19 protein-coding genes are annotated in these 20,853 nt (G+C 28.6%); 12 read left to right on the plus strand and 7 right to left on the minus strand.

Annotated elements, in window-relative coordinates:
* Positions 1-264 precede the first annotated feature (264 nt).
* From IC213_RS06375 to IC213_RS06415, 9 genes are all read left to right on the plus strand, one after another.
* Positions 265-1,065, plus strand: coding sequence for a PIG-L family deacetylase (locus IC213_RS06375; protein WP_227824468.1), 801 nt, complete (start codon positions 265-267; stop codon positions 1,063-1,065).
* Positions 1,066-1,322: 257 nt separating this feature from the next.
* Complete coding sequence (locus IC213_RS06380; RefSeq protein ID WP_227862859.1) at positions 1,323-3,563, plus strand: excinuclease ABC subunit UvrA; 2,241 nt, start codon at positions 1,323-1,325, stop codon at positions 3,561-3,563.
* Positions 3,564-3,927: 364 nt separating this feature from the next.
* Positions 3,928-5,463, plus strand: coding sequence for a glycine betaine ABC transporter substrate-binding protein (locus IC213_RS06385; protein WP_227862860.1), 1,536 nt, complete (start codon positions 3,928-3,930; stop codon positions 5,461-5,463).
* A gap of 14 nt (positions 5,464-5,477) precedes the next feature.
* Positions 5,478-6,239, plus strand: a complete 762-nt coding sequence (locus IC213_RS06390; RefSeq protein WP_227481883.1) for an ABC transporter ATP-binding protein — start codon at positions 5,478-5,480, stop codon at positions 6,237-6,239.
* A 115-nt stretch (positions 6,240-6,354) separates the two neighbouring features.
* Entirely contained in the window at positions 6,355-6,768 is a 414-nt protein-coding gene (locus IC213_RS06395) for a cupin domain-containing protein (protein ID WP_227433735.1), read from the plus strand.
* Between the two features lie 181 nt (positions 6,769-6,949).
* A complete protein-coding gene (locus tag IC213_RS06400; RefSeq protein WP_227481884.1) occupies positions 6,950-7,642 on the plus strand; it encodes a response regulator transcription factor in 693 nt (230 codons plus the stop codon).
* 172 nt (positions 7,643-7,814) lie between these two features.
* Complete coding sequence (locus IC213_RS06405) at positions 7,815-8,702, plus strand: sensor histidine kinase (protein WP_227862861.1); 888 nt, start codon at positions 7,815-7,817, stop codon at positions 8,700-8,702.
* A gap of 292 nt (positions 8,703-8,994) precedes the next feature.
* Positions 8,995-9,684: an ABC transporter ATP-binding protein gene (locus IC213_RS06410; protein ID WP_227481886.1), complete on the plus strand. Its 690-nt coding sequence runs from the start codon at positions 8,995-8,997 to the stop codon at positions 9,682-9,684.
* Complete coding sequence (locus IC213_RS06415; protein WP_227862862.1) at positions 9,671-12,235, plus strand: ABC transporter permease; 2,565 nt, start codon at positions 9,671-9,673, stop codon at positions 12,233-12,235. Before IC213_RS06410 ends, IC213_RS06415 begins: the two co-directional genes overlap by 14 nt.
* Positions 12,236-12,581: 346 nt before the next feature.
* Here IC213_RS06415 and IC213_RS06420 read toward each other — a convergent pair whose 3' ends face one another.
* The 6 genes from IC213_RS06420 to IC213_RS06445 form a co-directional block, all read right to left on the minus strand.
* A complete protein-coding gene (locus IC213_RS06420) occupies positions 12,582-13,232 on the minus strand; it encodes an NAD(P)H-dependent oxidoreductase (RefSeq protein ID WP_227433740.1) in 651 nt (216 codons plus the stop codon).
* Positions 13,229-13,732, minus strand: coding sequence for a flavodoxin family protein (locus tag IC213_RS06425; RefSeq protein WP_227835102.1), 504 nt, complete (start codon positions 13,730-13,732; stop codon positions 13,229-13,231). Before IC213_RS06425 ends, IC213_RS06420 begins: the two co-directional genes overlap by 4 nt.
* Positions 13,733-13,775: 43 nt before the next feature.
* Positions 13,776-14,297 (minus strand): PadR family transcriptional regulator, encoded by a 522-nt coding sequence (locus tag IC213_RS06430; protein ID WP_227835103.1) that lies wholly within the window; start codon positions 14,295-14,297, stop codon positions 13,776-13,778.
* A 583-nt stretch (positions 14,298-14,880) separates the two neighbouring features.
* Entirely contained in the window at positions 14,881-15,138 is a 258-nt protein-coding gene (locus IC213_RS06435) for a DUF1697 domain-containing protein (protein ID WP_227433743.1), read from the minus strand.
* A gap of 7 nt (positions 15,139-15,145) precedes the next feature.
* A complete protein-coding gene (locus IC213_RS06440) occupies positions 15,146-15,583 on the minus strand; it encodes a DUF3795 domain-containing protein (RefSeq protein WP_227433744.1) in 438 nt (145 codons plus the stop codon).
* A gap of 61 nt (positions 15,584-15,644) precedes the next feature.
* Positions 15,645-16,628, minus strand: a complete 984-nt coding sequence (locus IC213_RS06445) for a helix-turn-helix transcriptional regulator (protein ID WP_227433745.1) — start codon at positions 16,626-16,628, stop codon at positions 15,645-15,647.
* 272 nt (positions 16,629-16,900) lie between these two features.
* Here IC213_RS06445 and IC213_RS06450 point away from each other — a divergent pair, with 272 nt between their 5' ends.
* Positions 16,901-17,362 carry a MarR family winged helix-turn-helix transcriptional regulator gene (locus tag IC213_RS06450; protein ID WP_227433746.1) on the plus strand — a complete coding sequence of 154 codons (462 nt, stop codon included), beginning with the start codon at positions 16,901-16,903 and terminating at the stop codon, positions 17,360-17,362.
* Positions 17,346-18,749: an MATE family efflux transporter gene (locus tag IC213_RS06455; protein ID WP_227862863.1), complete on the plus strand. Its 1,404-nt coding sequence runs from the start codon at positions 17,346-17,348 to the stop codon at positions 18,747-18,749. The genes IC213_RS06450 and IC213_RS06455 overlap by 17 nt, the downstream gene beginning before the upstream one ends.
* Positions 18,750-18,854: 105 nt before the next feature.
* On the opposite strand, the gene IC213_RS06460 is transcribed toward IC213_RS06455, so the two are convergent.
* Positions 18,855-19,448, minus strand: coding sequence for a nitroreductase family protein (locus tag IC213_RS06460; protein WP_227824460.1), 594 nt, complete (start codon positions 19,446-19,448; stop codon positions 18,855-18,857).
* Between the two features lie 752 nt (positions 19,449-20,200).
* Here IC213_RS06460 and IC213_RS06465 point away from each other — a divergent pair.
* Positions 20,201-20,851, plus strand: a complete 651-nt coding sequence (locus IC213_RS06465) for a membrane protein insertase YidC (protein WP_227862864.1) — start codon at positions 20,201-20,203, stop codon at positions 20,849-20,851.
* Positions 20,852-20,853: the final 2 nt, after the last annotated feature.

A 20,853-nucleotide genomic window follows, 5' to 3' on the forward strand; every position in this document is an offset into this window, starting at 1 on the left:
AAATAAGAATTATATGTTAAAGATGTTAAGAAAGAAATCTAAGATATGTTGAGAAAGATAAACTTAATAAATTTTAAGAATTAAAGGGCTTTCTAATTGCAGTATTTGTAATATTGCGATTGGAGAGCTTTTTTAGTTTATTGTGCCTTGTGTCAAAGATTGTATAAAGCTACAAATTATTGTAAAATAATTTGTGTATTTTAACCTATTTACAACAAAAATTTACAAGATATTTGAATTGATAAAAAGGAGAAAATTTTAAGAATGGAAAACAAAAAAAAGCACATAGTCATAAGTATATTAATACTGTTTATGATATTTATAATGGCTATTAACCTTAATGGTAAACTTGAGACACCTATTCCACAGAGCAATAGCAGAAAATTTAAATCTAATGCTGTATTTTACCCACAGCATCAAGATGATGAAGTCTTATGGGGAGGAAGTGCTATTGTTAATGCAATAAAACAATGTGGAACTGATAATGTATATGTTGTGTTGGTATCAGATGGCTCTGGAGTGAACGTTTTTAGAGCTAATACTAAATTTAGAAATTTAACTAGGAAGCAAAAGGAAGAGCTTAGGAACAATGAATTTAAGTCAGCACTAAAAGAGCTTGGAGTAAAACAACAAAATATAATTATACTTGCTGATATAGATAAAAAAGAGGGGACACATTATAAGTTAATGGAAAAGACAATATTAGATTTTGAACATAAATTTAAGGGTGATGTCACTCATATAGCTCATCATTATAAGTACGATGACCATATAATGCATAGAAAAAATGGTGCAGTTTTAAAGAAGCTTAAACGTGAACGTAAGATAAAAGATGACTTGTATTTTATAAAACCAAAATATGTAAAGTACATACCAAGAAATGAAAGAGCTATTTATAAAGCAACTAATTTTAATGATTATAGTAAGGTCAAAAGTGCGTGTTATGAATATAAGGTTGTAAATTCAAAACGAAAAATGTATGGTATAGGGTATATCTCAGCACATAGCTATTTTGAAAACCTTTTAAATGACCCTGAACTTACGTCTGTGTTAAGTGAAGATTAAAGTAATTTACATAAAGGTATCTTAAAAATATTATTTACTAATGATAAAAAAGTATTTGAGGATAATAAGAATATATTATGATTAGACAAGGTTTAGTATCTCAGTTATGATTTTAAAAATCATTTTGAGGTACTTTTTTTATGCTCTTAATAAGTTTATATAGACTTTTTATATGAAATTTTAAACCCTACAGTATACAACCAAGGGATAGGTCACGTGCTATAATTTGCTATAAAAACAATTTAGGAGGGTAACGTATGGGTAATGAATTTATAGTTTTAAAAGGATGTAAGGAAAATAATCTAGATAATATTTCATTAAAAATACCAAAAAGAAAAATAACTATATTTACAGGTGTATCTGGTTCTGGAAAATCATCTATTGTTTTTGAAACAATTGCAAAAGAATCACAACGTCAATTAAATGAGAGATTTAGTACTTTTGTAAGAAGTTTTTTACCTAAGTATGGAGAAGTTAAAGCTGATTGTATAGAAAATTTATCAACACCGATTATTATAGACCAAAGTAGACTTGGAGGTAATTCAAGGTCAACCTTAGGTACTATCACAGATGTAAATTCCTTTTTAAGGGCTTTATATTCTAGATTTGGAAGCAAGCATATAGGTAATGCTAACATGTTTTCCTTTAATGATGTCAATGGTATGTGTCCAGATTGTCATGGGCTTGGGAAAAAACTAATACCTAACATGAAGCATATTCTTGATATGAATAAATCGCTAAATGAGGGTGCTATTTTGCTTTCAGGTTTCGGAGTGGGTTCTTGGCACTGGAATATATTTGCCGAATCAGGATACTTTAATATTGATAAGAAAATATGTGATTATTCAGAGAAAGAGCTGAAAAAATTTTTATATGGTGAGCCAGAAAAGATTACAGTAGAAGAAACTGGAAAAATAAATATGACATATGAAGGCTTAATGGTTAAGTTTAATCGTCTATATCTAAGTAAAGAAGGAGAAATTTCTGAGACTACTAAGAAAAAATTGAGTAAACTCCTTATAGAAGACAAGTGTCCTGTTTGCAATGGAAGAAGACTTCATGAAAGCGTATATAAATCTTTAATTAATGGCTACAATATTGCAGACTTGACAAGTATGCAACTTGATGAATTAGTTAAGGTTATTAAAGATATAAATGAGCCAGAAGCACAACCTCTACTTAAAGGAATACTAGAAAAACTAAATAACATCATAGATATAGGTCTAGGGTACTTAACTTTAGATAGGGAAACATCATCACTATCAGGTGGAGAATCTCAGCGTGTAAAGATGGTAAAATATTTAAATAGTAACCTTGTAGATTTGATGTATATTTTTGATGAGCCAAGTATAGGTCTTCATCCAAGAGATGTTTATAAATTAAATAATCTTCTAAGAAAATTACGTGATAAAGGAAATACAATTATAGTTGTTGAGCATGACCCAGATGTTATTAAAATTGCAGACCACATTGTAGATGTAGGTCCAAAAGCTGGTAGGTATGGGGGTAAAGTTGTATATGAAGGAAGTTATGAAAAGTTGCTTTCAAGTGGGACATTGACAGGAAATGCCTTAAATAAAGCTCTTTCTATTAAGGAAAATGTAAGAGAACATAGAGGATATTTAGAGGTTAAAGATTGTAATCAAAACAATTTAAAAAATATATCTATAAAGATACCTAAAGGTGTATTAACTTTAGTGACAGGAGTAGCAGGGGCTGGTAAGAGTACATTAATTAAACATGAATTTTTAAAGCAAAATACAGATGCTGTATTAATAGACCAAAGCCCTGTATCAGCTAATTCTAGGTCAAGCTTAGCAACATATAGTGGAATTATGAACGATATAAGAAACAGTTTTGCAAAAGTAAATGGTGTTAAAGCGTCTTTGTTTAGCTCAAACTCAGAAGGAGCTTGTGATAATTGTAAAGGCTCTGGAACAGTACAAACAAATCTTGCATTTATGGAAAGTATAAAAAGTACTTGCAATATTTGTGAAGGAAAAAAATTTAAAAAAGAAGTTTTAGAATATAGATTTCAAGGGCAAAATATAATAGAAATTCTTGAAATGTCAGTTTCAGATGCGATTGAATTTTTTAGTCTAAAACAGATTAAAAAGAAATTACAGTGCATTGAAAAAATGGGAATCGGATACCTTACTTTAGGGCAAACTCTGGATACATTATCTGGAGGAGAGTGTCAAAGATTAAAGCTTGCTAATGAATTAAATAAGGAAAGTTCAGTGTATATATTAGATGAACCGACAACAGGTCTTCATATGGCTGACATTGAAAATTTTATAAGTATAATTGAAGAGATTGTAGATAATGGAAATACAGTTATCATAATTGAACATAATATAGATATAATTAAAAGAGCAGATTGGATTATTGATATGGGTCCTGAGGGAGGGACAAAAGGTGGGAAAGTAATCTTTGAAGGAACTCCAAAACAATTGTCTAACAATAAAATATCGCTAACAGCAAAATATATAGTATAATAAATAAAATACAATAAATATAGATGATATATGAGTAAATATAATGGGTATATAATATGATAGTTAAGTTTAACAATAATAAATAATATGATAAATATTCAAATTTAATTAAATATAGTGTCAGAAATCCGTTTAAATAGCAAGTTTTTAACGGTTCTGACATTTTTTATTATTTTCATGAAGATTGACAAGGTAGGATTTTCTATTAGTTACTTTTTAGTGTCTACTTGAAAGTTTTATATTATGACCTTAACATGTAATTTATGGAATAATTTACTTAGTGTAGTAAGATGCAGTCTATAACTAAACTATAATTTTATAATTTGAATCTTATTAAGTAAAACTCATAAAAGGAGTGTAAGTAATGCTAAACGATATGCTAACGCTATTATCTGAAAGAAGTGATTTTTTTATAAAACTATCCATCGAACATTTGACAATTTCTATTATTTCTATAATAATTGCAATTGTTTTAGGTGGTATAATTGGTATCATTGTAAGTGAATTTCACAAGTCTTCTAAGCCCATCTTGGGGACTATCAATTTTCTATACACTATACCATCTATTTCTATGTTAGGTTTTTTGATACCATTATCTGGAATTGGAAATACTACAGCTGTTATTGCTCTTACTATATATGCATTATTACCTATGGTTAGAAATACATATACTGGAATTACTAACGTAGATAAAAATATACTTAAAGCAGCGAAAGGTATGGGAAGTACAGACTTTCAGATACTATATAAAATAAAACTTCCACTAGCCTTACCTGTTATTATGTCTGGGATTAGAAACATGGTTATTATGACAATTGCATTGACTGGTATCGCTTCATTTATAGGTGCTGGTGGTCTGGGGGTAGCTATATATAGAGGAATCACAACAAACAACACAGTAATGACAGTCACTGGAAGCATTCTTATTGCTCTATTGGCTTTGTTATTTGATTTTATTCTAGGATTAGTAGAAAGATTTTTACAAAGAAAAAGAAAAAAGAAAAATAGGAAAAAAGTATTTGCCATTCTAGGAAGTCTTATCCTCATAACAACTATCTTTACATCTTATTTTTTTAACTCTGCAAAGACTCAAACTATTCATATTGCTACAAAACCAATGACTGAACAATATATTCTTGGTGAAATGTTGGATATTTTAATTGAAAAAAATACAGATTTAAAAGTAGAAATTACACAAGGTGTAGGCGGAGGAACATCCAATATTCAGCCAGCTATGGAGAATGGAGAATTTGATATTTATCCAGAGTATACAGGGACAGGATGGAATATGGTACTGAATAAAAATGAATTATACACTGAAAATATGTTTGAGAAATTACAATCTGAATATAAAACTAAACTTAAAATGCAGTGGACTGGGATGTATGGTTTTTCTAATAGTTATGCGTTGGCAGTCAGAAAAGAAATTGCAGATAAATATAAATTAAAGAATATCTCAGATTTGAGAGATATATCTTCTAAATTGACATTTGGTGCAGAGTATGATTTTTATGAAAGAGAAGATGGCTATACTCCACTATGTAATACCTATGACTTACACTTTAAAAACACAGTTGATTTAGATATTGGACTTAAATATCAGGCAATCAATGAGGGAAAAATTGATGTAATGCCTATATTTACAACTGATGGTCAGTATAGTGTTTCAGATGTTGTAGTTTTAAATGATGATAAAAGCTTTTATCCATCTTATCAATGTGGAAATGTTATTCGTTCAGAGGTGTTAGAGGAACATCCAGAACTTTCAAAAGTATTTCAGATGGTTAAAAATATTTTAACTGATAAAGAGATGGCTAAATTGAATTACGATGTAGAAAATAATAATTTAGAGCCTAGAGAAGTTGCACGTGAGTTTTTGAACAAAAAGGGACTTTTATAATTGGAGGAAATATAATGACACCTATTATACAATTTAAAAATATTGAAAAACAATATAATGATAAAACAATCATAAATAATCTAAATTTAGATATAGAAAAAGGAGAATTTTTAACTGTTATTGGGTCATCTGGAAGTGGAAAAACAACACTTCTAAAAATGATTAATGGTCTTATTTTGCCAGATGGAGGAGATATTTTAATTAATAAAACAGACATTAAAAATGAGGACTTAATTAAATTAAGAAGAAAAATAGGCTATTGTGTGCAGGGAAGTGTTCTTTTTCCTCATATGACTGTTGAAGAAAATATTTCATATGTGCCAAATCTCCTTAATCGAAAAAATAAGTTAGAGATAAAAAATGCTGTAGACAAATGGATGCAAATCGTGGGATTACCAAATGATATGAAAACAAGATACCCATCTGAATTATCAGGTGGTCAGCAACAGCGTGTAGGGATTGCACGTGCTTTAGCTTCTTCACCAGAAATCTTATTGATGGATGAACCTTTTGGAGCTGTTGATGAAATTACACGAAAACAGTTACAAAAAGAGATAAAAGAAATTCATAAAAAAACAGGAATTACGATTATCTTTATTACACATGATATTTATGAGGCCTTGATTTTGGGTACAAAAACTTTAGTATTGAATCATGGAGTCATTCAACAATATGATACTCCTGAAAATATTTTAAATGCTCCTGCGAATCAATTTGTAGACCAATTACTGAATGTAAAAAAATCTATAACAAGTTATGATGACTTAAAAGAATAAAGTTAATCCAAAAATTAAATTATGATAATACTGAAAAGCTATTGACCTTGAGTTAACTTTAAGTCGTATACTAAAAATGTAAGAATAGTTAAGCAAGGCATAGGAGGTATTAAATATGGATAGAGAAAGAGACTTAGGTACAGGAGCAGTTTTCCCTATTGGGGAAGAAAACAAAGCATTTGCACAGTATTTTACAGGAGAATGTTATTTAAATATGCTTACTACTAAGGGTGTGGGAATTGGTAATGTGACTTTTGCTCCTTCTACAATCAATTCATGGCACATACATCATAAGGGTGGACAGATTTTACTTGTAACTGGAGGTAGAGGATATTATCAAGAGTTTGGAAAACCAGCTCAGGAATTGCATGCAGGTGATGTAGTTAATATACCACCAGATGTAAAACACTGGCATGGAGCTGCACCAGATAGTTGGTTTCAGCATCTAGCTGTAGAAGTACCAGCAGAGGGAGCCTTCAATGAATGGTTGGAGCCTGTATCTGATGAAGACTATGGTAAACTAAAATAGAATATTTATAAACTTATAAAAAATGAAGAGTGTATATTAGTTAAAATTACTAAATATACACTCTTTTTATTTTGAATTAATGAAAACTTAAGAGAATAATAGTTTTTTAGAAAATAAAATTAGTATAATAAAATAGGAAACTCAATGATTTAATGTGTATAAAAAATATGGAGGAAATAAAATGGAAACTATAATGGTTGTAGAAGATGATATTATGCTTAATAATGGTATATGTTTTAACTTACAAAGTGATGGATTTCGAGTTGTACCAACATATAGTCTAAAAGAAGCTAAAGAGAAATTTGAGAAAGAAAAAATAGATTTAATGATATTAGATGTAAATCTTCCTGATGGAAATGGATTTGACTTGTGCAAGGAAATAAGAGCTAGCTCAAAAGTAGGTATTCTGTTTTTGACAGCATGTGATATGGAATCTGATATTGTAAATGGATTTAAGATAGGAGCAGATGATTACATAACAAAGCCATTTAGTATAAACATATTGATACAAAGAATAAAAGCACTGCTTAGAAGATGTAATGTTGAAATACAAGAAGAGGTCTTATTTGAGGGAGAATTTGAATTTAATTTTGATAATATGATTGTAACTAGAAATAGCGAAAATATAATCCTTTCACCTATAGAATATAGAATTCTAAAGAAATTGGTGCAACATAAAAATGAAATAGTTACAAGACAAGCATTGATAGATGCAATATGGGACAATGATAGTGAGTATATGGAAGAACATGCATTGACTGTAAATATAAATAGATTGAGAAAGAGAATAGACCAGAAAACATCAAAGCATAAGTACATAAGAACTATTTATGGAATAGGTTATATGTGGGTTGGTGAACAAGATGAAAAATAATAAAAGTTTAAATAAGAACTATTACAAGAACATTTCTATTATATATTTCATAGTATCATGTTTATCCTTAATAATAATAAGAATGCAAACTAACAAAATTTTATATGTGCATCCTGACTTAGCTGAATTTATTGTAAATATTAATTGTATAATTTTAATTTTTATATTTACTATGTTTTTTATATCGTTATTTTTTGTATATAAAATAAGAAAAGACATAGTTGAATTTAGTAGTAATATCATATATAACATAGATGAATTTATATCGGGTAATAAAAATATGCACTTTGATTTAAATAAAGATACTTTAACTGCAAAAGTTCAAAATAAAATTAAATATATGATAGAGGTTATGGAAGTTAAAAACAGCAAGTATTCAGAGGAAAAAGAAAATATAAAAACTTTAATATCAGATATATCGCATCAAATAAAAATACCAATAGCTAATATATCTATGTATAATGAGACTCTAATACAAAAAGAGTTAGATAGAAAGAATCAAGTATTGTTTTTAGAAAACATGCAAAGTCAGGTAAATAAATTGGACTGGCTGGGAAAAGCACTTATAAAAATTTCTAGGTTAGAAACTGGTATTATATCTTTGAATACGACTAAAAGCAGAATAAGTGATACTATTGCAAGTGCATTAAGTGGAGTCTTTTTAAAATTAGAAGAAAAAAATATATTACTAGAAATTGATTTAGATGATAAAATTGAAGTTTGTCACGATAAGAAGTGGACTAGTGAAGCTTTATTTAATATTATAGAAAATGCAGTAAAGTATACCAATGAGGAAGGAAAGATAAGTATAAAGACTGATAAAATGGATATATTCACTAAAATTATCATAAGTGACAATGGAATGGGTATAGATGAGAGTGAAATAAACAATATATTTAAAAGGTTCTATAGAAGTAGAGAAGTTGGGAATATAGAAGGTATTGGAGTTGGATTGTACTTAGCAAGAGAAATTATAAATAAACAGAATGGATATATAAAAGTAGATTCTCAAAAAAATATTGGAACTACATTTAATATTTATATGAAAAATTATACTTAGCATTTATTTAAAATTGATGCTTATAATATATAACTTGAAAATAAAATCAAAAATTCTTAGAAGTAGTGTATATAGTGTTTATTAGATAACATCATATGCACTATTTTTAGTTTCACTTCAATAAATATCACAAAATATCTCAAAATTGTTATAATTCATATCTAAAATATAACAGCACTGTGAGGATTGGATAGGGGCTTACATGATAATATCTAAGTAAGGAATCAATAAGCGTGAAAGTTTAATATACAATTAAAAAATATATAAAATAAAGTAAGAGGGAGATTTGATTATGAAAATACTGGAGACTAATAATTTAAAAAAATATTATGGAAAAGGTGAAAATATAGTAAAAGCTTTAGATGGAATAAATATAAGTATAAATAGAGGGGAGTTTGTAGCTATAGTTGGGACTTCAGGTAGTGGAAAAAGTACCTTGTTACATATGATAGGGGGACTTGATAGAGCAAGTGATGGAAAAGTAATTGTTGATAATAATGATATATTTGCTATGGATGATGAAGAACTTACAATATTTAGAAGACGTAATGTAGGCTTTATATTTCAAAATTATAATTTAGTTCCAATACTAAATGTTTATGAAAATATAGTATTACCTATAGAACTTGATGGATGTAAAATAGACACTAAATATATAGATGAGATAATAGAAGTTTTAGGATTAAGTCAAAAAGTGGATGACCTACCAAATAATCTATCAGGAGGACAGCAACAGAGAGTAGCTATTGCAAGAGCTTTAGCAACAAAACCATCAATAATACTAGCTGATGAACCAACAGGTAATTTAGATAGCAAAACAGAACAAGATGTGCTAGGACTTTTAAAAGTTACTAGTAATAAGTTTAGCCAAACTATAATTATGATAACTCATAATGAACAAATTGCTCAAATGGCTGATAGAATTATAAGGATTGAGGATGGAAAAGTTGTAAATAGAGGTGAGAACAATGTTACAAAATAACAATAAGGAAATTATAAAAAAGTTAAGTAATAGAAGTTTCAAAACAAATAAAATGAGAAATATAGTTTCAGTGCTTGCAATAGTATTGACAACAGTTTTGTTTACATCATTGTTTACAGTGGGATATAGTATGTTGGACGCTTTTAATAGTTACAAAGCTATGGAATATGGGACAAAGAACCATGTTCAATTTCAAGCTTTAAGTAATAGGCAAATTGAAATTATAAAAAAAGATAGTTCAGTAGACAAAAACAGTATTGGAATAGTAAAAAACATAGCAAGTTTAAAAAATCCAGAGTTTTCAACTCAGACAGTGAATTTAACCGTTTATGATAAAAAAAGTCTTGAAAATGCTGCAAATGTAGAGATGATTGAAGGGAGTTTACCAAAAAATAATGATGAAATAGTCATGCCTACAAAGATATTAGATATGTTAGATGTACCTCATAAAATAGGTGCTGAAGTAAAATTAATAATTCCAAAAACTAAAGATGGGGTACTAACTAATGAAAAAGAAACGTTCAAATTTAAACTAGTTGGATATTTTGAATACAAAACAGCTACAGCAATACCTCTTCATGATGTATTTACGAGTGAAGCTTTCTATGATAATTACAAAAAAACAAATGAAGTAGCTCCTACAAGTGTATCCTTTAATTTTTTTAATGATAAAGATTTGCAGTCTAAATTTGATAAACTAACTGAGAAAATCCAACCTTATTCAGGAAAATCAACTATAAATCCTATATATTTAAGTAAACAAGCAACTACTTTCAAAGAAGTTGTTAAAAATGTATTACCAATAATCTTAATTGTAATGCTTATACTTTTAAGTGGATATTTATTAATTTATAATATTTTTTATATTTCAGTTGTTAAAGATATAAAATATTATGGATTATTAAAAACAATAGGAACATCTCCATATCAATTAAAAAAATTGATTATTAAACAAGCTAATAGATTATGTATAATAGCTATACCAATAGGTTTATTATTGGGATTTTTAATAGGAATAGTGTTTGTTCCTCTAGTTGGTAAGTTTATGGATGGATTAAATAAAACTGCATTTGAATATTTTAATCCGTTAATATTTGTATTTGCCGTTGTATTTTCATATGTAACTGTTAGATTGTCATGCAAAAAACCTGCTAAGATTGTAAGTTCTGTATCTCCTATAGATGCTGTAAGATATAGTGATAAAAGTAATAAGATTAAACGTAAGTCTAAAAGAGGGAAAAGTGGTTCTAAAATTCATAAGATGGCATTTGCAAATGTGTTTAGAAATAGACGCAAAGCTATTTTAGTTTTAGTTTCTATGTCACTAAGTTGTATAATATTTTTGACTGTATCTGCAATTATAAGTAGCTCTAATCCAGAAAGAGCTGCTGAAGGTATGATGTTAGGGGATATAGAAATACGTCATGGACTTGCAGACACTGCTAAATCTGAAGATAACGAAGTTGCTCCAATTGACGAAAATCTTATAAAAGATATTAAGAATCTTGATGGAGTGAGTAATGTAAGTAAGGTGTATAAGGATTTAAGTTATATAGTTTATGAAGGAGATTTAAAAGATGAGATATTGACTCAAAAAGTAGATGAAGAATATAAAAAGCAATTTCTTCAGGGCAGAGACCCAAAAGAAATTGCAGAAAATAATGGTTTTTTAGCCTCAGATACAGTTGGATTATCTTCAGGTAGATTATTAAGTAAACTATCAAAAAACAATATTATATATTCTCAAAAGAATTCTAAAATACTGTCAGGTTCTATAGATGAGAAAAAATTTGATGAAGGTGGATATGTAGTAATTACTGGACATGAAGGAAGTAAAATAAAAGCAGGAGATAAAATTAAGTTTAGATATTTAAAAGGAGATACTATAGGGAAAGGATATATAGATAAAGAGTTTAAAGTCATGGCAGTTTTTGATGGTGCACAAAATTTTAATATGGGGATGTACATTAATGAAAATGACTTTAAAAATATGGTTATAAAGCCATATATAGAAAATCTGGTAATTGATATAAATGGTGATGTGAAGTCTGTTGAAAATAAAATAAATAATTTGAATAAGAAATACAATAATCCATATACAAAAGTTTATTCAAAAAATATCTATATAGAAGAGGCAAGAGAGAGTCAAAAGGTTATAAAGATTGTAGGTATGAGTGCGGTATTTATAATAGGATTGATTGGAGTGCTAAACTTTATAAATACTATGATAACAAATATAATGTCTCGTAAACAAGAGTTTGCAATGATTGAGGCAGTAGGAATGACAAGAAAACAGCTTCAAAGAATGATAATGCTTGAAGGTTTTTATTATGGGGTGATAATAACTATTGTAAATCTTACTTTTGGAAGTATCGCAACATTTTTAGGGTTTAATATTATGAAATTAAGATATTCTGTGTATGCTTATCCATTAGGGGCGCTTATAATAAGTATATTAATAGTATTTTTGATAACGTCTATAGTGCCTTTAATAGTTTATCATAATGTTTCTAAGGATAGTATTGTTGAAAGAATTAGGGAAGCTGAATAGTAATTAAATATAATAGAAACTGAATAATGGTTAAATATAATTCAAGCTAAATAATAATTAAATGTAGCATAAAAAGATATTTTTTTATATGCACAATAGAAAGAGGATGTCTCAAAATGAGCTTTTTGGTTCATGAGGCACTCTTTTTTTGTATGAAATCAAATATATTTTCATTATTTAAACAATGAAAAAGAGACTTATCCCTATTTTGAGACAGCCCCTTTTTAGAAGTTGTTTTTAATATAGTATTTTAAGCTTTACATGATTTGTATAGATTTGTATGCATAATTTTAAAGACAAATAAAATACTTATATCTTATGTAAAATTTATTTTAATATTAATTTTTTATTTTCTTAATATATCACTTTTAGTCAGTCCATTTGATTTACCTTGAGGAGTCCAATGATAATTAGACATAGATTTAAATAGAAATCTAGGAAAGTTAGGTGATATAAAAATATTATCTTTACTAGAAGTGTTACTATCTATGTTGTTACTAAGTATATTCTTTGATAGTTCTCCTAATGAAGTTCCTAAGCTTTTTTTGGGACCTTTACCTAAAGGAGTAGATTGTAATGAACCTAGCATTTCTCCTCCACCAATTCCTATCCCTTGAACCCATGTAAAGTTAACCCTTTTACACCAATTTTCTATCATTTGAATTGCTAAATGAGTTTGTTTCCCTTCATAGAATCCACAGTTAACTATTGCATATACTGGAATAGATTTTTTATTTAGTTTCTTCGCACATTCTTCACATTCCTCTAAAAAACGAATTAAATGAGAAGGAATGCCATCTACATAAAGAGGAAATGCAATTATTAACCTATCACAAGTAAGTATGGCTTCAATAGCTTTAGGATATTTAGATACATTGTCTATTTTAAATGTGAGAATGTCATTATCCTTTTGTATAAGTTTTTCTACTTCAGATAAAAAGTATTGTGAATTATTTTCTTTTACTTTTGGGCTTCCATTTATCATTACTATATTCATAAAGATTCACCTCTTACATCTTGTGGATTTTTAAAAAATGAAACAGAATGTTCCTTCATATTGAGATTTACAGCATTTGCACGTACTAGATTAGTAGCAGTGTCTTTTTCAGTATCTGTAATACAATCCCCATAGAATAAAGCCTTTAAATTTATCTGTTTTTCATATCTATTTTTATGATGCATTTCATTATTCTTTATTACAAAGTATGGAAGGAGATAGCTTATACTTCTATCAAGTATATTTTTGACAAATGGGCTAAATCCACCATAACAACATCTACTTATTATAATAAATTCATCAGAATCAGCTATCAATTTACCCATATTTCTGTAATAGTCTTTTATGACACATGTAGTAGGTGTTTTAATCCAACAACCAAAACAACCAATACACTTGTGGATTTCTTCAGTGTTTGAAAGTATTTTTATATTGTTATCAAGTTTAGGTAATAAATTATCTAAATCTTTTTCAGTTAAATCATGTATTAAAAGTCTCATAAGTTTTACCCCCTTTATATTATGTAGGTTGACTTTTGTAATTCTATCCTACAATTTTTTTTAATAAATTATTACACCAATTAATTACAAAACTATAATAGTCAACGCCATAAATCATTGTGAAATACATACATGTGTATTGGTCAATACAACAATTTTGTTCTACCTCAGTTTTTTGTGCATCTAATTTATTTAAAAGTAATTCAATTTCAGCTATCAACATTTTTAAGTTTGTTTCAATTATTTCTTTAGGTAAGTACTCATAAAAAAATATGTTAACAAGGTGGTTATGCTTTGTCTTAGAAAATTTAATTGGTTTTTCTAACCACTCGAGAAAGTATGATTTCCCTATATCAGTTATGGAATATAGTTTTTTTAATTTGCCCCCATCTATAACTTCGCGATAGTAGATATAATCTTTTTCTTCTAATCTTTTAAGTGCAGGATAAATACTACCAAAACTAGCATCAAAAAAGTATGAAGTACTTTGTGACATCTTTTGTTTTAAATCATATCCACTTAATTCTTTTTCCATCAGAAATCCTAAAATAATGTATTCTAACATAGTGCCTCCTAATATCGTTTATGTATATATTGTTTAGTTATATATCGTTTTGATATATTAATTATTACAAATAATGGGTAGACTGTCAATATGTTTTTAAATTAAGTTTTAAACAGAAATACAGATTATCGCTTAAACACTAGGTTTATTATCATATCTTAAGTTTTAAGAGTTGAATTTACCACTTACATAAGAACTTTGACATGACAATATGATTAAAAGCATATAAATTATTTGAATAGTGCACAAAACCGCAGATTGTATATAATTCACTAATTAGTGAATTATATACAATCTGCGGTTTTTATTCGCTGAATTTATAGCCAACACCCCAAACAGCCAATATATTGTGGATTGTCTGAGTCAGTCTCTATTTTTTTCTTAGTTTTGTACAAATGACGACGTTAGATTATTAACCTTTTATGGTATTGTCATAGCTCCAGATGCTTTCGTATAGCTGTTTTTTTGCAAATTTAACTACTTCCATCCAGTTATAACCTTCTAGTCAATTTCAAATTTTCTAGTCAGTCAATGATAAAGATAAACTGAAATTTGGGAACTCCATGTTATGCCCATAATAGATTTACTTGCTAGATAACAAAAATAATTTTTTTGTAGTGCTGGCATTCACTTTTATCGTTGCTTTCACTGGAAAAAGAACATTTCCGCTATTGATATAGGTGCTAACATTCAAAAATCCCATACCTTCAAATGCCGCCTTTAATAATGGCATTGACACTTTGTTTTTACAACTAATGTTTATGCCACGAAAAAGAGCAATATATTTTTCTAACTTAAAGAACCTCCATCTATTATAAATAATCTTTGATTCAACTTTCAATTTGCATTTACATCCAACGCTTAAATACTACAATTTCAGCATCAGAATCATAAACGCTATACTCAGATACCATGAGATATTTTTCATCAGCAATAATTCCATAATATCTGTCACTGTCTTTTTTGCTAAGCTGATTTCCAAAGTAAATTTTATTATCGTCCCAAAACTTTACAAGCTGCCCTTTTGGCAAGGTATATTCAATGTTAATGAAAGAGCCTTTCAGTGCATTAAGTTCTGTGACTTCTTCCATATCTTGTATATTAAGTGCATTAAATGCTGCAATCAAATTCTTTTTGAATTTGTATAGAGCATCTTTACCTTCTTTCAAACATAATGCAACCAAGCACTCTGAACCAAAAGGATGACCTTTCGTTTCAGCACATCCATTACAAGTGTTACTCAATTCGCATTTCCTACAATCAACTCCGCAAATAGACTTAGTCATTTTTAATTTTCCTCCTTAAATTTTATTTTATCGAGTACGTCTTATCTACTTAGTTTGGATTTTACAGTGGATAGGCGTACATCTTTTTCACAGGTCTAATGTACTTAAAATACTGGTCTGGGTTATAATAAAAGTACATGATTCTTCCAGGGGTAATATCAGGACAGTAACCCTTACCAATGTAATCAAAAGTTGCCATAGCCATTTCAATCTTTTCTTCAACACTACAATTTTCCTGTTCATAATTAAATGGACCATGTTCAAAGATGATATACTCGGCTTCAGGAATATCAATCATAAGCATTTGTGGCGGAAGTTCCCCTTTATAATCAAAAGGAAGTCGTACGCCCCAACACTCTGTACGGAGAATACCCCAATCGCAGAGCCTGCCATCTGGACTGTTTATATAAGCCATAATCTGACCACTTCCACAGTTAGCTTCGCTTCCACCATCATCATCCAATTTACCCTTGATGCTGTCGAGCAAACCACAAATTGTTTCGTGGTCCTGTCCTGGAATAAGGTTTTGTTTTCTCCAAAAATCCCAATACCCGTTACTTTCATTGTTTTTAATGTACAAAAATTTATGTGCAGGTATGGTTGCAAAATAAATCTTGACACCATCTGTTGATTTAATCATTCCTATTTCTCCTAATCCTAAAAAGTAGCGGTCAAAAGGGGTTATTTTTGTACGAAGAACGACTGGCTTAGGATTTTTTCGATATTCACTTGGTGTTACACCATAAGTTCTTTTGAAAGCTCTGGTAAAAGCTTCATGTGATGAAAATCCATAATCAAAAGCAATGTCCAATAGACTCTTATCACTGTCCCTAACCTCTTTTAATGCAAAGGCTAATTTTCTATTCCGCAAGTAATCTCTAAACTGCATACCCGATATTTCTTTGAATTTTTTCGTTGTATAAAATTCAGAATATCCTAATTTGCGAGAAAGAAAGCGTAACGTTAAGACTTCGCCGTTGTAATTTTTAATACATTTGTCAATCTCGTCAATGATTATCTGAATTTGTTGTTGCCACTCATACATTTAACTATTCACCTCGTTTCAATTACCCTACATTCATTATAACGAAATAGAGAAGTTATGGCTTGATTTTACTTGTTGTCATTTAATTTTAATTCTGTGGATTTGCATCTTGTCTAATTTACTATATTATGTCACATTGACATGACAGCTTAAAAGGAATTAAGAATTAGGAACTATTGACAAAGTGTAAATTTAGCAGTAAAATAATTGCATGAGCAAATAGATTGTTGCGCTCGCAACAAAAATATAAATAACAATATTAAGGAGAGAACATGAGAGAGCTATTAAAATGGGTTTCCATTATAAATAGATATAACGCAAACTATATTGATAGGAAATTGGCTGATATTGGAATTAATAATAGCCAATATTTTTATGTATTACACATATGTAGTAATCCAGGTATTACACAGGATACTATATTTAAAAGAATTCTTGTAAATCCTAGTAATATAACAAGAGCTTTGGCAAACCTAGAAAAAGAAGGGTTTATCACTAGAGAACCAAGTGTTAAAGATAAAAGAACATGGCATCTGTATCCTACAGAAAAATCTTTGGCATGTTATGATGAAATAATAAAAATAACGAATGGATATGTAGAGGAATTGTTAAGTTCATTTAAAAAAGAAGAGCAAGAGTTGTTCATGTCAATGTTAAAAAAGACTGCTTTTATAGCTATTGATATGAATGAAGAAGCAAAATTGGAGGCGAAGGAAGATGGAAGAAAAATATAAAGAACCATTGGAGTATGAGAAAGTTTCAAAATTATTGACTAAGTATGCAATACCTAGCATTATAGCAATGTTAGTAAGTGCGTTATATAACATAGTTGACCAAATTTTTATAGGGCAAGGTGTTGGAGTGTTAGGTAATGCTGCTACAAATGTTAGCTTTCCACTAACAACAATATGTACTGCAATTGCTTTATTATTAGGTATTGGTGGAGCATCTAAGTGCTCATTAGAATTAGGTGCTAAAAATTCAGAAAAAGCTACAAAATCAGCGGGAAATTCTATTTGTCTAATGGCTATCTTTGGAATAAGTTTGTTTATAATAGTATCAATATTTTTAACACCACTATTGAAATTCTTTGGTTCCACATCAGAAATATTGTCTTATGCACACACATACACAAAGATTACATCAATTGGATTGCCATTTCTTATAATGTCTACTGGAATGAGTAAGTTGATACTTGCTGATGGAAAACCAAAAGCTTCTATGTTTTGTATGTTGGTAGGAGCAGTTATTAACACAATTTTAAATCCACTATTCATATTTGTGCTTGATATGGGAATTGCTGGGTCTGCTTTAGCTACTGTTATCGGTCAACTTATATCTTTTGGCTTTAGTGTTTATTATGTAATGAATTTTCAACATATTAAACTACATAAGAAAAGTTTTAAATTAGAGAGTATAATTTATAAACATATATTTGCGCTAGGTTCAAGTTCATGTTTTAACCAATTAGCAATGACTGTAACACAAATAGTTATGAATAATACGTTGGCATATTACGGAGCTAGGTCAGTTTATGGAAGTGAAATTCCACTTGCTTGTGTTGGTATCATTATTAAAGTAAATATGATTTTTATATCTATAATTATTGGTATATCACAAGGGATGCAACCAATTATAGGATACAATTATGGAGCTGAAAAATATAATCGTGTAAAAGAAGCATATAAGTTAGCAGTAGGAAGTGCAACTGTTATATCTGTTATTGCATTCTTATGCTTCCAATTCTTCCCACGACAAATTACATCTATATTTGGTAATGGGAATGAAACTTACTTTATATTTGCAGAACATTATTTTAGAACTTTCTTGTTCTTAACATTTATAAATGGTGTTCAAATAGTATCATCAACTTTCTTTACATCAATTGGGAAATCAGTACTGGGACTTTTTACTTCTTTGACTCGTCAGATTCTGTTTTTAATTCCATTAATAGTGATTTTACCAATGTTTATGGGTATTGATGGAGTAATGTATGCAGGGCCAATAGCGGACGCCGCTGCTGCAATGGTATGCATATATTTTGCAATTCATGAAATGAAATCATTGACTATAAAGCAAAATAAAGTAGTGAGTAATCATAAGGAGATTGTAGAGGTATAAGATAATCTTCAATAGTTCTAACAGCATAGTAATCAAATTATTTTTTATGGTAAGTAAATTATTTTTATTGAATTTACTTACCATATTTTAATTATAAATAGTTATTTATCTCCATTCAGTTACATCATTTAACTTTAATCTAGGTCTTTTTGCTGGTTGTTCATCAGGATAACCTAACGATATTGCTGCAACCAATTGACTATCTGTATCTAACCACTCACATAATTCACGATATGCAAAGTACACATCACAAATCCAAAGACTACCTAAACCTAATTCTACAGCTGTAAGAGACATATTTTGAATTGCAGCTCCGATTGATTGTATGTTTGCCATTTCATAAAAACGTTCTTCAGCAGATAAGTTTTCTAAAGGTGATTTTCCCAACTTGTTTAAAATAAAAATTGTTATGGGAGCTTGTTTCATAATTTCAACAGTATAATTTGCTCCTGCAATATGTTGACGACTTTCTGGAAGAAGTCCATTGTTATCAATTTCATTTTGAATACCTTTGCTCATAGCTCTAAGCATAGATTCTTTTTCTTTTTCAGTGACAACAATAAATTTCCATGGTTGTCTATTTTTAGATGAAGGTGCATCTATTCCAGCTTCAATTATTTTTTCTATAGTTTCATGTGAAATATTTTGATTTTTATATTTTCTAATGCTACGTCTTTTCGATATAGAATTGCTTATCATTGTAGTAACCTCCATTTATTTTTGTTGATATTTCCAAGTAAGGTTTTTATTTTAAAGATTATATTAGTTTTAAAAATATATTTAGATAAAATCTGTTTATATAAAAGATATTTACGTTATGTTTACAAAAAACATATTCACATATAGAAGAATTGTTTTAATTATTTTATCATTAATTTAGAAAAAAGTCATTGTCTTTAGAAGTAGAGCATGAGAATTCTGGTAAAAATAACACTGAAAATTTAATGTAGTTTTATCAAGGTATTAGTACTTGTATATTTACAACCTAGTGCACAAAGCCAACTCTTTTAGGTGTGGATGGATAGCATAGATAGTGTATAAAAATATTGACATTAAGAGATTAACATACTATAATTATTTAAACATAAACATAAACATAAACATAAACATAAACATAAACATAAACATAAACATAAAAACAAAAATAAATACTTATGAGGTGATGTAATGAGATTTGATATGGATAATCTGTTATATATACTAATTTATATGACATTATTAGTATCTATCCTTGGATGCATAATTTACTTTTGTAAAGACCTCTTATATCATAAAATTAAATATGTTTTAAGGAAAAACATATTTATAAATAGATTTACATATTCTGAAAAAAGATTGCCTAAGCATTATATTGTTTTTCAAAAATATGATATTTGGAGGTATTATAGTATATTTTAATTTGAAGTGATTCTATTACAGTTCAAGAATTTAAGATAAAAGGAGAGAATAGAATGGATTTCATTTCAAATATACTACAAGAGGTATTAAATATATTATTTAGTTTTACAGGAGATTTTGGGATTGCAATAGTACTTATAACTTTAATAGTAAAGTTGATGCTAATGCCATTGTCATTAAAACAAAGATTTTCTATGAAAAAACAACAAGAATTGGCAGAAAAGATGGAACATATAAAAGAAAAATATAAGGATAATGCTAAAGAACTTGAAAAGCAACTACAGATGCACTCTGTGGAAAGTATGAAGAGTATGATTGGGTGTTCCACAATTTTACTACAAATGCCAGTAATATATGCACTGTATCATGTATGCTTAAACATGCCAAAGGGATTTACGACAGTTATAATTCCTTGGATTGCTAATTTAAATACAGCTGATAATTTATTTATACTACCTTGTATATACACATTAACTATGCTAGCTCCAAATTTAATAAATTATATACCATATTTTAAGGTGAGTTCTCACAGGACATTTAACAAACAAACGATTATAATGACTACTATAACGAGTCTTATAATAACTGTTAGAACTCCAGTAGCCCTAGGTCTATATTTTATAACAAGTGCAATTTATGCATTAATTGAAGAGATTTGCTTTAGAATATATTTTAATCAAAAAAATAAACTAGTATTAAAATAATA

Origin of the sequence: Clostridioides sp. ES-S-0049-02, from assembly GCF_020658465.1 — a bacterium.
Taxonomy (GTDB): Bacteria; Bacillota; Clostridia; order Peptostreptococcales; family Peptostreptococcaceae; genus Clostridioides.

Coding starts and splice junctions, on each gene's coding strand:
- IC213_RS06375 (WP_227824468.1), top strand. CDS start 265: ATGGAAAACAAAAAAAAGCACATAGTCATAAGTATATTAATACTGTTT.
- IC213_RS06380 (WP_227862859.1), top strand. CDS start 1,323: ATGGGTAATGAATTTATAGTTTTAAAAGGATGTAAGGAAAATAATCTA.
- IC213_RS06385 (WP_227862860.1), top strand. CDS start 3,928: ATGCTAAACGATATGCTAACGCTATTATCTGAAAGAAGTGATTTTTTT.
- IC213_RS06390 (WP_227481883.1), top strand. CDS start 5,478: ATGACACCTATTATACAATTTAAAAATATTGAAAAACAATATAATGAT.
- IC213_RS06395 (WP_227433735.1), top strand. CDS start 6,355: ATGGATAGAGAAAGAGACTTAGGTACAGGAGCAGTTTTCCCTATTGGG.
- IC213_RS06400 (WP_227481884.1), top strand. CDS start 6,950: ATGGAAACTATAATGGTTGTAGAAGATGATATTATGCTTAATAATGGT.
- IC213_RS06405 (WP_227862861.1), top strand. CDS start 7,815: ATGTTTTTTATATCGTTATTTTTTGTATATAAAATAAGAAAAGACATA.
- IC213_RS06410 (WP_227481886.1), top strand. CDS start 8,995: ATGAAAATACTGGAGACTAATAATTTAAAAAAATATTATGGAAAAGGT.
- IC213_RS06415 (WP_227862862.1), top strand. CDS start 9,671: ATGTTACAAAATAACAATAAGGAAATTATAAAAAAGTTAAGTAATAGA.
- IC213_RS06420 (WP_227433740.1), bottom strand. CDS start 13,232: ATGAATATAGTAATGATAAATGGAAGCCCAAAAGTAAAAGAAAATAAT.
- IC213_RS06425 (WP_227835102.1), bottom strand. CDS start 13,732: ATGAGACTTTTAATACATGATTTAACTGAAAAAGATTTAGATAATTTA.
- IC213_RS06430 (WP_227835103.1), bottom strand. CDS start 14,297: ATGTTAGAATACATTATTTTAGGATTTCTGATGGAAAAAGAATTAAGT.
- IC213_RS06440 (WP_227433744.1), bottom strand. CDS start 15,583: ATGACTAAGTCTATTTGCGGAGTTGATTGTAGGAAATGCGAATTGAGT.
- IC213_RS06445 (WP_227433745.1), bottom strand. CDS start 16,628: ATGTATGAGTGGCAACAACAAATTCAGATAATCATTGACGAGATTGAC.
- IC213_RS06450 (WP_227433746.1), top strand. CDS start 16,901: ATGAGAGAGCTATTAAAATGGGTTTCCATTATAAATAGATATAACGCA.
- IC213_RS06455 (WP_227862863.1), top strand. CDS start 17,346: ATGGAAGAAAAATATAAAGAACCATTGGAGTATGAGAAAGTTTCAAAA.
- IC213_RS06460 (WP_227824460.1), bottom strand. CDS start 19,448: ATGATAAGCAATTCTATATCGAAAAGACGTAGCATTAGAAAATATAAA.
- IC213_RS06465 (WP_227862864.1), top strand. CDS start 20,201: ATGGATTTCATTTCAAATATACTACAAGAGGTATTAAATATATTATTT.